Here is a 14810-nt window from a genome sequence, read left to right as displayed (position 1 = left end):
TATGCCTGCCGTAAAACAGTGAAGCCACGTTCCCGACCGGAACGTGGCTTCAACAATCATTTCAAAAACAATTATTTATCGTAACCCGGGTTTTGAACCAATTTCGCGTTACGGTTGATCTCATCACGACTGAAAGGACGGAAATACATTTTATCGACCCAAGTACGGTTTTCGTGCGATTTCTCGACTACCGGGGTGTAAGTGTAAGTATAAACGTCTGTATCGTAATGATATGGCTCTCTCATAGACTTACCAGCCTTGAATTTGCCTAACACATTAATGTACTCCAATGGACGGCCTAATGTTTCTTTGGCGATCATCCAGCGACGCGCATCATGGTAACGTTGTTCTTCGTAAGCCATTTCAATGCGTTTTTCGTGACGGTAAGCTTCTTTCAGAGCCGCGCCGGTCACTTTCAATGCTGGCATACCAGCACGGAAACGAATTCTGTTCAGCCATAGCAAAGCTTCTGCTTCCTGACCAACTTCAATGCTCGCCTCAATGTAGTTGAAGACGACTTCGGTTGTACGAAGGAATGGCCAGGGGATGTTCTGACGATCGGTGTTGTCATACAATGCAGGGTTTGGATCAATGAATTTACGCATGTAATAACCTGACCGGCTACCATTCCAGTCTTCAATTGAGCTGCTGCGTGTATCCAATCCTTTGCGGTTGATCAATGCGCCTTTATCATCCAAAAGGTCGTAAGCACCCGTCTGGATCTGGTTTGCAGGATCTTTTGCATCCGAAGGACGTGGCTTCCAATCTGCACCGTCGTACATTACTGTTGCGTAAAAACGCGGATCGCGGTTTTTGTAAGGCGCTGCTTTGTGCGTAGGATTAGTCCATGCAAAACGTGTTCCGTCCATCATTTCGTAATCATCGACAAGCAATCCGATTGGTGTATTTCCAGCCCAGTTATGATAACCGTTAGGACCATTATTCAGACCCATCTGACGGGCTGCTTCACTAAGGCTAGGCGTGAAATAACGTCCGAAAATGATTTCATTAGCAGCAGATGCATCCAATGATTTGTCAGCGCTTGCGCCGCCCATCGCAATTGAAATGTAGTTGGTTCTTCCTTGTGCAGCAGTTACCGGAGCAGTCAGGTTCAGTTTATAACCACCGTCGGTAGCATCAAGAGCAGCTTTTGCAGCGCGCTGTGCAGCTGTCCATCTTGCCTTACGATCTCCTGACACATAACCAAGGAATTCCGGGTTAGGATAAGCAGCCAAAACCGTGGATTTCGCTTTCATGGTTGGCACATCGTGCAGATCGCTCGCAGCATATAACAGCACTCTTGATTTGAGCGCTAGTGCAGCTGTTTCACTTGCACGGCCTTTGGCGATTGTTTTTCCTTTGAGCAATACCGCCGCGCTGTCAAGGTCAGTAACGATACGCGTCACACACTCTTCGAACGTGTTGCGAGGCACTGAATAATCTTCGTTCAATGCGTAGACCTTTGTAATGATCGGCGCTGAACCGTAGTAACGAACCAATTGGTGATAGTAATAACCACGCAAGAAATAAGCTTCTCCCATCAAACGCGCCTTCAAAGTTTCATCCGTGAATGTCGCTGTCTGCAAATTGATGAGTGCCAGGTTCGTCGCACGAATTCGCGTGTACATAGGACCCCAGCCGTAGGTATCATCTACCCAGCCCAGATTTGAAGGACTCAAACTTCCTTCATTCACCGTATTAATGTTACGCCCTGTATGCGTAAATACAGCTTCGTCAGAGAGTGAAGCGAGCATTTGCTCAGCAAAACCACCTTGCTGAAGACCAGCGTAAATCCCGGTTACAAAACCTTCCGCCAGGGCACCATCTTTCCAAACTTCTTCTGACGGAATTTCAGTAGGAGGCGTTACGTCCAGAAATTCTGTGTCGCAAGACACCAGCCCGATCGAGCCCAGTGCTGCTAAAAATATCCAATGTTTATAATTCAGTTTCATTTCTAATTCTTAAAAAGTTACACGTACACCTGCATTAAGCACTCGCGATTGCGGATAATATTGTCCGTTTGAGCTGGTCGATTCCGGATCCCAGATTTTGATCTTGTCGAATGTGAACAGGTTAAGTCCATTTACATACACCCTCAAATTGCCCAAACCGATTTTGCTTCCGATTTCAGAAGGCAGGTTATAGCCAAGCTCAATGTTCTTTAGACGCAGGTAATTGTTGCTTCTCAAGAAGTAAGTATTAGCGCCGGCATTATCGAAATTGGTATAATAAGTATTATTTCTGTTTGCAAGCCTTGGTTCTGTTGAGCTTGGATTGTCGATCGTCCAACGGTTATCGAATGCGTATTGGAGATAGTTACCAATGTCACCGGATTCTGTTTGACCAATGTATTGCAAGCCACCCAATGCTCCCTGGAACAGGATTGAAAGGTCAAACGCTTTGTAACCCAGGTTGATCGCCGCACCGCCGGTGAATTGTGGACGGTTTGTTTTTTCTGATCTCACTTTATCATCAGCAGTAATTCTTCCATCATTGTTTACATCTTTGAACTTCATATCACCCGGACGGATCGAACCAGTGATACCGCTGTAATCCAATGGATTGGAATCAACTTCTCCCTGATCGCGGAACACGCCGTCATACTGGTAAGCCAGGAATGAATTGTATGGCATTCCGGTTGTCTGCTGGTAAGTAGGTGCTCCCGGTGTTTCATCCCAGAATTTGATCTGGTTTTTAGCATAACCACCATTCACGCTCACAGAGTAAGTGAAGTCGTCGGCGCTGCCATCGTAGCTCACTTTGAATTCCCATCCTTTGTTTTGCAGTTTACCCAGGTTTTGAGGAGGAAGTTTTCCGTCAATACCAGCACTTGAAGGCGTAGAGCCTGTTTTTGGGATCAGGATATTCGAACGGTTGTTAACGAAATAGTCAAATTCGAAAGCAATTCTGTCGCGGAACAATGTACCCTCGATACCGAAGTTCATGTTGTTGGCAACTTCCCAGGTAAATGCTTTGTTTGCAACACGCGATTCAAGAAGGGTTTTAGCAACCTGATCGTTGATCACATAAGAGCCGAAACCCATTGTAGACAAATACTGGTATTCAGCAAGTGTTTCTGTTCCGATCAAGTAAGGTTCTGCACCCATTTGACCCCATGAACCGCGGATTTTAACATTGTTCAGGAAGTTGATGTTGCCCTTCCAGAAATCTTCTTCCGAAATTCTCCAACCTGCAGAAACCCCAGGGAAGAAACCGAAACGGCCATCTTGCGGGAACACATAAGAACCATCTACGCGCCAAAGGAATTCAGCAAGATATTTTTCTTTGAAATTATAACCTGCTCTACCGAAGTAGCTTAAACGAGCTCTGCTAAACAGATCTGTATTATTGATAGTCTGTCCGTTAACAGTTGCAGTTCCTGAGTTACCAATGTTTTGCTCAGGCGTTCCACCTGCAAAAAGCTGATCTACAACTGGCGAAATAAAGTAGCGACGGTAAGCAAAAAACCCATCCGCATCCACTTTTTCACGCTGGATACCAGCCATAACATTGAAGTTGTGCGAGCCAAACGATTTTTCGTAAGAAACCTGACCTGTCAGCTGAATAGACAATTCCTGTGAAGAAGTTTCCGTCAAACGCGGATCACTGAATGTCGAACGAACAGTTCCCGTCAGGAATGGAGAAGTTCCATCCGCTTCGTAGGTCTTTTTATCCCAAAAATAAAGCGTCCATGGCTTCTGGAAAGACTTCTGACGGCGGATCTGCTTATCGATCGCTGCCATTGCATTTACTTTCAAACCTTCCACACCAGGGATAAGGATTTCAATGGATCCGTTTGTTTGAATGTAGTCGCGTTTGTCGTGGTTATAACCCGTTGTGTTTGTTGTAATAACCGCCGGGTTCTGCCCATTTTCGATATCAGGACCAGGTCTTCCGTCCGGCCAGATCGCGATTTCAGTTGGCTTACCACGCATTAACATACGGAAGATATCACCCGCGCCGCCACCATTCGGAAAACGACGGAATTCTTCACGAAGCGTCAATCCCAGGTTTGCACTTACATATTTGTTGATTTTAGTATCCAAATTGATACGCATATCATACTGCTTGTAACCTGTTGCAGAATTCACATAGTTACCTTCCTGGTTAATGTGGCCAAGCGACGCAAGGTATTTGATGTTCTCGCTACCACCCGTCAGCTGCAAGTTGTGACGTTGCTGCGGCGACCAGTTACGGATCACGCTGCCATACCAGTCGGTGTTCGGGTGGATCAATGGATCCGATCCGTCGGTAAATTTCTGGATGTCATCCGGCGTAAAAACCGCGTTCAGGACATTGCCATTGTCTTTTCTTGTGTAAGCGCCGCTGGTGTTGAAACCTTGAAGCGCACCTTCCCACTCACCCACAGCGAGGTTATCGTAGATCTGCAATTCATTACGGATTGTTGCGTATTGCGTTGCATTTGACATAGTAGGCGTACGGGTCGGTTGAGCCATACCCATATTGAAGTCATACGACAGCTGTGGTTTTCCGGTTTTACCTCTTTTGGTTGTAATCAAAATAACCCCGTTACCCGCACGTGAACCATAAATCGCAGCAGCCGCATCTTTCAAAACGGAAACGCTTTCAATGTCGGCAGGATTCAGACGGTCCAGACCACCACTCCGGTTGGGAACACCATCCACAACGATCAATGCGTTGCTGTTACCCAGCGAGTTAGTACCACGGATACGAATAGCAGAACCATCATACCCCGGCTCGCCGCTGCCTTGCACGGCAGATACACCCGGCAGACGCCCACTCAATGTGTTGGAAAGGTTGGTTGCCGGCGCTTTCGCCAATTCCCCACCCTTAACAGCTGTTACTGAGCCGGTTAATGTTGCTTTTTTTGCCGTTCCATAACCTACAACCACCACTTCATCCAATGCTTTCGTATCCGTAAGCAGTTTTACGTCGAGGCTTGTCTTGTTGCCCAAGGCAATCTCCTGTGTAATATAACCTATGAAAGAAAACACTAACGTACTGGTTGCAGACGCATTCACTGTGTAATTCCCTTCCAGATCCGTAACGGTACCCGTAGATGTACCTTTCACCACAACGCTAACGCCGGGAAGCCCCTGCGACTGCTCATCATTGACTTTTCCCTTTACCGTAACATCCTGAGCAAATGTACCGGCCGTGACGATGAACGTCAGAAAAAGGGAAAAAAAGTACCGGCTTAGGTTCCGGTCTTTTTCAGGTTTAGAAATCCCCATAAACAGAGTATAGATAGTAAATAGTTAAAAAATAGTTAAACATTGATAAAATCTTCGTCCTTTATATAGCATTCAGGCGTCGTTCAGCGCAGTTAATTCTGTGTCTTTTTTACACAATTATTTCTATTAAAAATCAGTTACATCCTATTCTCCGCTGGACGTATTTTTCCGCAGATAGCATTCGACAAAATTTAGAGGGGGTTGAAGCAAAAGCGACACTTGCGCTGCTTACATTTTCCGTCGTCTCGGAGCCGGTAAATAGTAACCGGGAGTACAAAAAGATATGATATAATTCACATAAACAAGGATTCCTGCTTTCTGACTATGTTTTCTTCGAAAATAACCATAGGTTACATAACGTATATGCAACAACCGTGTCATTCCGACACTTAAATGTATTGTATTCCATCGTTTTGTAAATTTGATTCTTGATGCTGTTCCACTAAACCTTTTCCAACACTGTTCAAGCCATCCTTCGGCAACAAGCCGCATAGAAGAAAGAGCCAATATCCATTTGCTCCGTAGCAGATATAACTACCGGTGAATTGTTTTTATTATGTTTTAAAGGAAGATAATTATGTTACGTTATAAGCAGAGCTGATAGGGTGTTTCGAAAAAGGATTTTACATTTGTGGCATAGCATGTAAATGAAGATCCGAATTGGCGATCCCAATTATCACGGCGCTCGTTGGCGCCATTACTTACGTCGCTGTCATCAACAGACGAATCGGCTTACATGACGTAAAAGAAAAAGAAGCCATATTGGTTATGCTGGACCTTCAAGAACTTAATGAGCCGTCCAGCCGCCGTCTACGGTTAAGATAGACCCTACCATGTAGCTGGATGCTTCGCTGGAAAGGAAGATGGCGGCGCCCTGGATCTCTTGCAGATTGCCCCAGCGATGTAAAGCCGTCGCACCGATGATGATGTCGCGGGCCTCGTCGCTATCAGCGATGGGAATGTTCATTTCGGTGAGGAACGGGCCAGGGCAGATCGCATTTACGTTGATGTTGAATGGCGCGAGCTCCATCGCTAAGGCGCGGGTCATTTGCACAACGGCTCCCTTACTGGCTGTGTAAGGTGTTCTGTTGGCTAAGCCGACCAGGCCGAGCGTACTCGCGAGATTAATGATCTTGCCACTTTTCTGTTGCTTCATAACAGGTGTAACGGCACGCGAAGCAAGCCACGTGCCGTTTACATTAACTTCCATAACCTGATTGAAATCTGCCGGTGAAAGCTCGTCGATCGGACCGCGTATATTGATCCCAGCACTGTTGATCAGAATATCGATCTTACCAAATGCTTCAACCACAAATCCTACCATAGCTTCGGTCTGTTCCAAACTGGTAATATCTGCTGCGAAGGATGTGATCCGCGTACCGAATGCGCGCAACTCTTCCGCACTTTTTTCTCCATCCGCAGCATTGCGGTTTACCAGCACAATGCTGGCGCCCGCTGATGCCAGCCCGGCGGCCATTGCCAGGCCAAGTCCCTTTGAGCCGCCGGTAATAACGGCCACTTTTCCTGTCAGATCAAATAGTTTTATTCCTGGTAAAGCGGAAACGGACATAATATTTTTAATACTGATGAAAGGCCTGCGATACGAATTCGAGCACTTTGGGAAGCGACTCACGCCAGTAGGTCCAGTTATGTGCGCCTTCCCGGATCCTGAATTCGTGGGGAATTTCTTTTTTCTTCATGGCAATGTGAACGAGGCTGTTTCCCTCATACAGGAAATCATCGTCGCCACAGTCAATATACCAGCGAATGGCCTTTTTCTGGTCTTCCTTAATGTTATTTATTAATGCCAATGCGCTGTGGCGGTTGTAATAATTGGTAACCGTTGAATCCTGAATGTCGGGGTTGTTGCGTAAAAGGTTCTTTTTGGCATCTTCAACTGTGATCGGCCCGGCAGATGCGCTTAACGGGCAAGCGGACGAAAATAGCTCGGGATGATGCAGTGCGTACATAAATGTGCCACCACCGCCCATTGAAAGTCCCGCTACGGCCCGAAAACGCTTGTTCGCTTTGATGCGAAACTTCTTTTCCACATGCGGCATAAGCTCTTGAAAAAAGAAATCTTCATAATTCCAGTCGCCCTTTACATCATTGAAATATCCCCTCCTACCCGTGTCTGCATCCGGCATGACAATGATCATTGGCGTGGCTGTTCCTTCGCGTATGGCTTTGTCGGTAATGTTAAGGACCTCGCCAAACTGAACCCAGCCGGTGTGATCGTCACCAGCACCATGCAGGAGATAAAGAACAGGATAGCTTCTTTCTGAGGTGGCGTAATCGGGTGGCAAATAAATCGCGTATTTTCTTTCGGATTTCAGAAGCTTACTTGGAACCGATAAATTATCCATCACCTTGCCCGTTTGGGCGAAGGCGGAAACTGCCAGCATAGCCAGCAGAAAAGTAACGTAAATCTGTCGCATAATTCCGGGTTAAATTGGGTTGGAAAACTCTTCCCATTGAAAAGTAACCGCGTATCACACTTTACCCGCAATGTTGGTAATCATTCCCTTAAAAATGAATGCATGAAACGGAAGCACGGCATACCAATACAATCGCCCTGCCAGTCCAAGGGGACGAAAAGTGGCGGTTTGTCTTAAAACATTGTTTTCGTCCAGACAGAATTCCAGCCAGGCTTCCCCGGGAAGTTTCATTTCAGCATATAGCAGAAGTCTCTTTTCTTCCTTATTAGCAAGCAATACTCGCCAAAAATCGAGCGGATCGCCGGGGTAAATTTGCTCCGGATGCCTCCTGCCGCGCCGCAACCCTACCCCGCCGGTAACCTTATCCAGAAACCCGCGTATTTCCCAAAGCCAGGTCCCATAATACCAGCCGGTTTTCCCGCCGATGGACCATATGCGTTTCAACACATATTCGGGGTTATCAATTTTAAGTTCTCTTTTATCAATGTAACAACCATTGGTAGGCACCTGCATGTAACTGGAAATACCTTTCGAAAGCGCGGCACTGCTTTGCGCGCCCGTCCAGCTGGACAGAACCTGGTTTTGCTCTATTTTATCAAAAGCGAGACTGATCGCCTTTTCGTAACCAATGCGTTCAATGTGAAGTTTTTCTGCAAGATCATTCGGTCTGCAAACAACTTTGACTTTCATGCTGTGCACGAGGTTTTTGGCTAGCGTGTACGATGTGGAAGTGACAAAATACAACCAATAGGAAGACAATTTCGGCGTCATAACTGGCACGACCAGAATGCGCCTTTTTAACCCGCGCACTTCTGCGAATTTTAAAAGCATCTGCTTGTAGGTGAGAATGTCCGGGCCACCTATATCAAAACTTTTGCCGTAGGTTTCTTCGAGGAGCAATGTGCCGGTCAGGAAATCGACAACGTTGCGTATGGCTATGGGTTGACATTGTGTATGCAGCCAGCGCGGCGCGATCATCACCGGCAGCTTTTCAACCAGATCTCTGATAATTTCAAAAGAAGCGCTGCCTGAGCCTACAATGATGCCTGCACGCAACGTGGTTAATGCATAATGTTCGGATTTGAGAATTTCCTCAACGTTTTTGCGGGAAAGCAAATGTTTGGAAAGCTCCTCTTCATTAATGATCCCGCTCAGATAAATGACCTGCCTGGCATTCGTATTTTCGATTCTCTGCTTGAAATGCGTTGCGGTAGTTTCTTCCAGTTTCTCAAAATCCTCGCCGCCACCAGTAGACATGGAGTGGATGAGATAATAAGCGACATCAATGTCATGCGGGATGTTAGCGAGCGTTTCTTCACGCAAAAAATCTACCTCTAAAACAGCTGCGTCAGGAAACTGCGCGTTGAACCGCTGCTTATCCCTGACGCAACAAAAAACTTCGTGTCCTGCTTCCAGCAACACCGGAAGTAATCGCTGTGCAATGTATCCGGTGGCACCTGTCAGTAGGATTTTCATTCAGTTATGGTTTTATTTCTTTTTAATCTTCATTGCCACCGGGTCCCAATTGATGATCTTTTTGGAAAAATAACTTTCATTACAAGCCAGCACCGGAGCCGCCGCGCGGAAACCGAAAATTGGATCCTCAACCGTTCCTACGCTTCCTTTTTTAATGTTATCAAAAAAATCGGCGAAGTGATTGGCATGCGCATCGTCTTCTTTTGGTGCAGTGAACTTCACTTCCTTAACCGGTTCTGCCTTGCGGGTGTCTTCCGGATATTGCGCATCGTATTGTTTCTTGAATTCCTTTTGCTCGCTTTCAGAGAATGTGTTATAACTATCATAACCGCCAAATCCGGGCGCTTTCGGCAATTTTTTCTTGGTAAGGACCAGATTATTTTCGGTGAATTCGATCTGTCCTTCCGTGCCGATAATGCGCGTATTGTTGGCAATTGCACCGGCATTTGCAAAGTTTACGCGAAGTACCATCTGGAAATTGGCATGAATGTCTGTTTTGGGATAATCCAAAATAGAAACCAGCACATCCGGCACATCACGGCCATCTTTCCAGTAACTGAGCTCGCCGGATGACATGATGCGCTCCGGCCCTAGTGAATTGGTTACAAAATGTACGCCAGTGATCAAATGCACAAATAAATCGCCTCCCACTCCGGTGCCGTAATCCCTGTAATTTCTCCAACGGAAAAATCGCTTCGCATCAAACGGCATTTTGGGCGCGTCACCCAGATATTGGTCCCAGTCCACGGTTGTCGGTGACGCGTCCGTCGGGATGGAGTAATTCCAGGCTCCTATTGAATTGAAACGGTCATTATTGGATTCAACATAATTGATCTCACCAATCTCCCCAGCCTGAAAAAGTCTTTTGGCTTCCTTAAATGAGGCCGAACTAATGCGCTGACTGCCTATCTGCATGGTTTTGCCCGATTTCTTCCAGGCATCTATCACCGAAAGTCCTTCATTAATGTGATGCACCATTGGTTTTTCACAATAAACATGCTTGCCGGCTTGCAGCGAAGCTTTGGTAATATGGTCGTGCCAATGGTCGGGAGTTACGATTAAAACGGCATCAATGTCTTTTCTTTCTAAAATCTGACGGTGATCGCGCGTTGTAAAAATGTCTTTCCCAAAAACCTCTTTCACACGCGTCAGTCTGCCGTCGTACAGGTCAGCAGCGGCAACGAACTCTGCGTCGGGAGCTCCCCTTAACGCGGCTTTGGTATCCTGATTACCCTGGATTCCCATGCCAATGGTGGCAAAGCGAATCTTGTCGTTCGGACTGATTTTTTTTAAATCCTTAATAATGTTAAAAGGTTTGGCAATACTTTCAGTGGCTAACAATGCTGAGGCAGCTGTTACGTTCCTGAGAAATTTCCGGCGGGTAGGATTCATGTTAAATATGACTAAAATGTTACATTGTGATGATTCCACTAAAATAGGGAATAAATGTTTGTCGAACCACAACGAGCTTCTATTTAGAATTTATGGACCAGACGCAGCGCAAAAAACTTGTTAATGAACTCATTAGCCTTATCGAAAAAGGAAATGCACATGTTAGCTTTAAGGAATCGGTAGCAGACTTGCCGTCCGGATTACGCACTGTTATTCCCGAAAACCTGCCTTATAGCATTTGGCAGCTGGTTGAACACATCAGGATCGCGCAAAAGGATATTGTGGATTTTTCAGCCTCAGCCGACAGCGAGTCACTGGCCTGGCCGGACGATTACTGGGTTGAACCCACCGACTCCATCAGCGATGAGGATTGGAATCATTCATTGAAACAAATTGAAGAAGACCAGCAGCGCTTTCATGCTTTGTTGACAGATGAAAACAACGATCTGTTTTCGCCACTTCCGTGGGGAACAGGACAAAGCTTATTGAGGGAAGCCATGCTTATTGCCGATCACAATGCCTATCACACTGCCGAAATAGTGGTTGCGAGAAGATTACTGAAAAGCTGGAAATAAAACGGACAGCCAGGATATTGGCCGCCTGGCTTTTATAATTCCTCTATATAAATATCCTTATAATAAACCTTTGCCTTACCGCCGCCATGAATCTGTAAGCCAATGATCCCTTGCTGCGGAATGGATTTATCCGGTTCTGTATAATCCACAGTTTGCTTGCCGTTGAGTGCAATCCTGATCCGGCCATTCTCACTCCGAACCTCGTAATCGTTCCAATCGTTAAGCTTAACGAGTTTGAGAACCTCAACAGAATCGGGCGCAATGAGCGTTTTGTTCCTGCGGGACTCGTCGTAAAGACTTGCCCAGAATTTCGCTCCCAGGTCTGCCTGATAACCGATCATTTCGTAGGACGGATCTTTGGACCTCACGCTGTGAAACTGGACGCCTGTATTAATGAAACCTTCATGACCAGTCAGCTTGAATTTGACATTCAGGATGAAATTGGAATAGGTCTTTTTGGTGCATAAAAAATTATTGTGCGGAACCGTTTCTTCCAGAGAGCCGCCTGCAATGGCTCCATTCTCAATTTTCCAGGTCTTCACGGTGTCTCCTTCCCATCCGTTGAATGTCTTGCCGTCAAACAGTGAAACTTTCTTTTGTGGGGAAGTCATTGCAAAAACGGTCAGCAACATAACCGCTATCAGTAAGTAGGCTCGGGTTGTTAGCATAATGTCAGCATTAATGTGGTTACGGATAAAAGTCACCCTGTCAAAATCTTTACTATCCGCGCCTGGCGTAATCCAAAATACGGGAGATCCCGTAGGTAACCCATTAACTGCTTTATCATTAATATCAGTATTTTTACGGACAATGCATTTTTTCAAGTATTGAGAAAACCGAACACGGAGCTGGATTTTATTAAAAATGATTGAAACGCTTAATAACAACAATAAAGACAACCTGCTTGTTGCCATTGAAAGATTTGAGCTCGTGGCGAAAGCGACGCATGATGTTATCTGGGACTGGGACCTCGAAAAAAGCACGGTTTGGTGGAACGAGGGAATGAGGGAAGTTTTCGGCTATGCGCTACAGGAGGTTGAACCTGGACCGGAATCATGGTTCAGCCGCATTCATCCGGACGACCGGGGCGAGGTGGTCCATAATATAAATGTTGCCATCGACCGTGGAGATACCAACTGGACGTATCAATATCGGTTCCGCCGGGCAGATGGCAGCTATGCGCACGTTCACGACAGGGGTTACACGATCCATGTGGACGGAAAAGCAGTGAGAATGGTCGGTTCGATGAGAGACCTTTCCGAAAAAATGCAGTCGGATGAAGCAAGGCTTGAAAGTGAGGACAATTTGCAATTTGCACTCAATGCTGCACAGCTCGGAATCTGGAATATGAATCCGGAAACGGGTGTAGTTTACTTCGATGAAAGGTGCAGGGGGCTCTACGGAAATCCACCTGAGGAGATCCTGAATTACGAAAGTTTAATTCAACACATTCATTTCGAAGACCGGGAAAAAGTAGTTACTGCCATTGCTAATGCACTAAATCCGGAAAAGCGGGCTGCTTATGACATTCGCTACAGGACTGTTGGCGCGTCAGATAAAATTTTGCGCTGGCTGCATTGCACCGGCAAGGCCTATTTTACGCCGGAAGGAATGCCACATCGGTTTTCAGGCGTTTCCCGCAATGTTACCGATGAAATATCCAACCGGGAAAGAGTTGCGTGGGCCGATCAGCAGGCCGCAATGACGGTTGAGGGTTCGGGGGCAGGATCATTCCTGGTTTCGCTGGAGTCCGACGAGATCATTTACTCGCCTACTATGTCGCGAATCATTACAGGCAAAGAAAGCACTGAAATGTCCCGTGACTTATTCATCATGCACGTTCATCCGGAAGATTTTGGTAAAAGATCAGCCGCGTACGAGAGTGCCTCCAAAACAGGTGAATTGCGTTACGAAGCCCGTTTTGTATGGTACGACAATTCGGTTCACTGGGTGAGGGTGATCGGGCAATATCTTTTCGACAGCACAGGAAAAGCCATTTCGCTTTCGGGTATTGTTATGGACATTACGGACCGCATTGAGTCCGAAAACATCATCCGGACCAGTGAAGAACATTTGCGCACGCTCATCGAGCAGGCGCCCGTTGCCACGAGTATGTTCATAGGGAAGGATATGATCATTGAATTGCCTAACGAGGCTATGCTAAAAATCTGGGGAAAAGGTGATAGCGTAATCGGCAAACCACTGCGTGAAGCGCTTACTGAACTCCAAAATCAGCCATTCCTGCAAATTCTGGATGATATTTTTGAAAGCGGAAAACCATATGCCGCATCCGGCAGCCGGGCAGACCTGGTGATGAATGGCGTCCTTGAAACCTTTTATTTCGACTTCACCTATAAACCATTACGCAACTCAAAAGGAGAAATCTACGCGATCCTGGATATGGCTGTAGACGTAACAGAGCAGGTAAAATCGCGGCAGGCACTGGAGCGGAGCGAAGAGCGCTATCGCCAGCTCGTTAACGAATTGGAGAGAAGGGTCCAGAAACGTACGGAGGAATTGCACCTGGCCAATCAGGAGCTTGTTAATTCGAACAGCAACCTGCAGCAATTCGCCTATGCTGCAAGCCATGATATGCAGGAACCGTTACGCAAAATCCAGTCTTTCAGCTCGCGCCTGCAAAGCGTTTACGGAGAGTCATTTGATGAGAACGGCATTTTTATGCTGAACAGGATCCAGGATGCTTCCAAACGAATGTCGAGCATGATTGATGATTTGCTCGCCTACTCAAGACTCACCACAAGGGATAGCTCCTTTGAACCTGTTGATCTGAGCCAAATCGTATCGGCGGTGATTGCTGATCTTGAATTTTCAATTGAAGAACAAAAATCTCAAATCAGGATCGGGCAATTGCCTGTCGTCTGGGGAAATCCGTCTCAATTGACACAGCTTGTACAAAATCTGCTGAGCAATGCAATCAAATATAGAAAACAGGATGTGGCGTCGATCATTGAAATCCGCGCTGAAGATCTGGCCGAAGCAGAGATCGCTGAGTTACCGCGCCTGCTGCCGGAACATTCCTACATCAGGTTTGAGGTGATCGACAATGGCATTGGCTTCGACGAAAAATATCTCGACAGGATCTTTCAAATGTTCCAGCGTTTACACGGTCGCGGTGAATTCTCTGGATCGGGAATTGGGCTCGCGTTATGTAAAAAGGTTGTACAAAACCATCACGGGCACATTACCGCTCGAAGTGAGACAGAAAAAGGCTCCACTTTTATAGTCTATTTACCAATTCCTAACTGATCAGCTTACCGTCCCGGCTTATTTTTTCCAGACATCCTGATATTCTTCAGGGTGTCTTTTAAATTGGACATGCACATACTCGCACAACGGAACCACTTGAAGCTCGTGCTTGCGTGCATAATCAACCATTTCGTCCAGCATTAACTTCGCCAGGCCTTTTCCGGACATATTTTCGTCCACTTCGGTATGATATACGGTCAGAGCTGTTTCGCTTACGCCGATCACCATTTCTCCAACCTGCTTTCCCTCTTCTTCAATATAAAACGCACCTCGTTTGCGCGCATCCAGCCTTAGTTTTACTTCACTCATACATTTGTTTTGATATACCAAAAACTCAAAATAAGGCCGCTAAATAATTGTTCCCGCCATTGGCCGCCAAATTCACGCATATTCGACTAAAAACCAAATTAGTTGCGATGATTCTATAATTTCGCGGCTTAAAGCAA

Annotated in this window: 10 protein-coding genes; 2 read left to right on the top strand and 8 right to left on the bottom strand. The window is 46.3% G+C overall.

What is annotated here, in order from left to right:
* Window positions 1-71 precede the first annotated feature (71 nt).
* The 6 genes from B5X68_RS09120 to B5X68_RS09095 all read right to left on the bottom strand — a co-directional run bounded on the left by B5X68_RS09120 (window position 72) and on the right by B5X68_RS09095 (window position 10522).
* Entirely contained in the window at window positions 72-1952 is a 1881-nt protein-coding gene (locus tag B5X68_RS09120) for a RagB/SusD family nutrient uptake outer membrane protein (RefSeq protein WP_082214385.1), read from the bottom strand.
* 9 nt (window positions 1953-1961) lie between these two features.
* Window positions 1962-5216, bottom strand: coding sequence for a SusC/RagA family TonB-linked outer membrane protein (locus B5X68_RS09115; RefSeq protein ID WP_082214384.1), 3255 nt, complete (start codon window positions 5214-5216; stop codon window positions 1962-1964).
* A 787-nt stretch (window positions 5217-6003) separates the two neighbouring features.
* Window positions 6004-6786, bottom strand: coding sequence for an SDR family NAD(P)-dependent oxidoreductase (locus tag B5X68_RS09110; RefSeq protein ID WP_082214383.1), 783 nt, complete (start codon window positions 6784-6786; stop codon window positions 6004-6006).
* Window positions 6787-6793: 7 nt separating this feature from the next.
* The gene (locus B5X68_RS09105) at window positions 6794-7654 is read right to left on the bottom strand and encodes an alpha/beta hydrolase (RefSeq protein ID WP_082214382.1); all 861 of its coding nucleotides are present in this window, start codon (window positions 7652-7654) and stop codon (window positions 6794-6796) included.
* Window positions 7655-7708: 54 nt separating this feature from the next.
* Window positions 7709-9130, bottom strand: coding sequence for an SDR family oxidoreductase (locus tag B5X68_RS09100; protein WP_082214381.1), 1422 nt, complete (start codon window positions 9128-9130; stop codon window positions 7709-7711).
* Window positions 9131-9142: 12 nt separating this feature from the next.
* Window positions 9143-10522: a Gfo/Idh/MocA family protein gene (locus tag B5X68_RS09095; RefSeq protein ID WP_082214380.1), complete on the bottom strand. Its 1380-nt coding sequence runs from the start codon at window positions 10520-10522 to the stop codon at window positions 9143-9145.
* Window positions 10523-10614: 92 nt separating this feature from the next.
* On the opposite strand from B5X68_RS09095, the gene B5X68_RS09090 reads away from it, so the two are divergent.
* Window positions 10615-11097 carry a DinB family protein gene (locus B5X68_RS09090; protein ID WP_082214379.1) on the top strand — a complete coding sequence of 161 codons (483 nt, stop codon included), beginning with the start codon at window positions 10615-10617 and terminating at the stop codon, window positions 11095-11097.
* Between the two features lie 32 nt (window positions 11098-11129).
* Here B5X68_RS09090 and B5X68_RS09085 read toward each other — a convergent pair whose 3' ends face one another.
* Window positions 11130-11921, bottom strand: coding sequence for a 3-keto-disaccharide hydrolase (locus B5X68_RS09085; protein WP_310588642.1), 792 nt, complete (start codon window positions 11919-11921; stop codon window positions 11130-11132).
* Window positions 11922-11961: 40 nt separating this feature from the next.
* Here B5X68_RS09085 and B5X68_RS09080 point away from each other — a divergent pair, with 40 nt between their 5' ends.
* Complete coding sequence (locus B5X68_RS09080) at window positions 11962-14364, top strand: PAS domain-containing sensor histidine kinase (protein WP_082214378.1); 2403 nt, start codon at window positions 11962-11964, stop codon at window positions 14362-14364.
* Between the two features lie 18 nt (window positions 14365-14382).
* On the opposite strand, the gene B5X68_RS09075 is transcribed toward B5X68_RS09080, so the two are convergent.
* Window positions 14383-14673, bottom strand: a complete 291-nt coding sequence (locus B5X68_RS09075) for a GNAT family N-acetyltransferase (RefSeq protein ID WP_082214377.1) — start codon at window positions 14671-14673, stop codon at window positions 14383-14385.
* Window positions 14674-14810 lie beyond the last annotated feature (137 nt).

Source organism: Dyadobacter psychrophilus (genome assembly GCF_900167945.1).
Taxonomy (GTDB): Bacteria; Bacteroidota; Bacteroidia; order Cytophagales; family Spirosomataceae; genus Dyadobacter; species Dyadobacter psychrophilus.
Note: the sequence above shows the minus strand (reverse complement) of the source record. Positions and strands in the feature narration are given on the sequence as shown.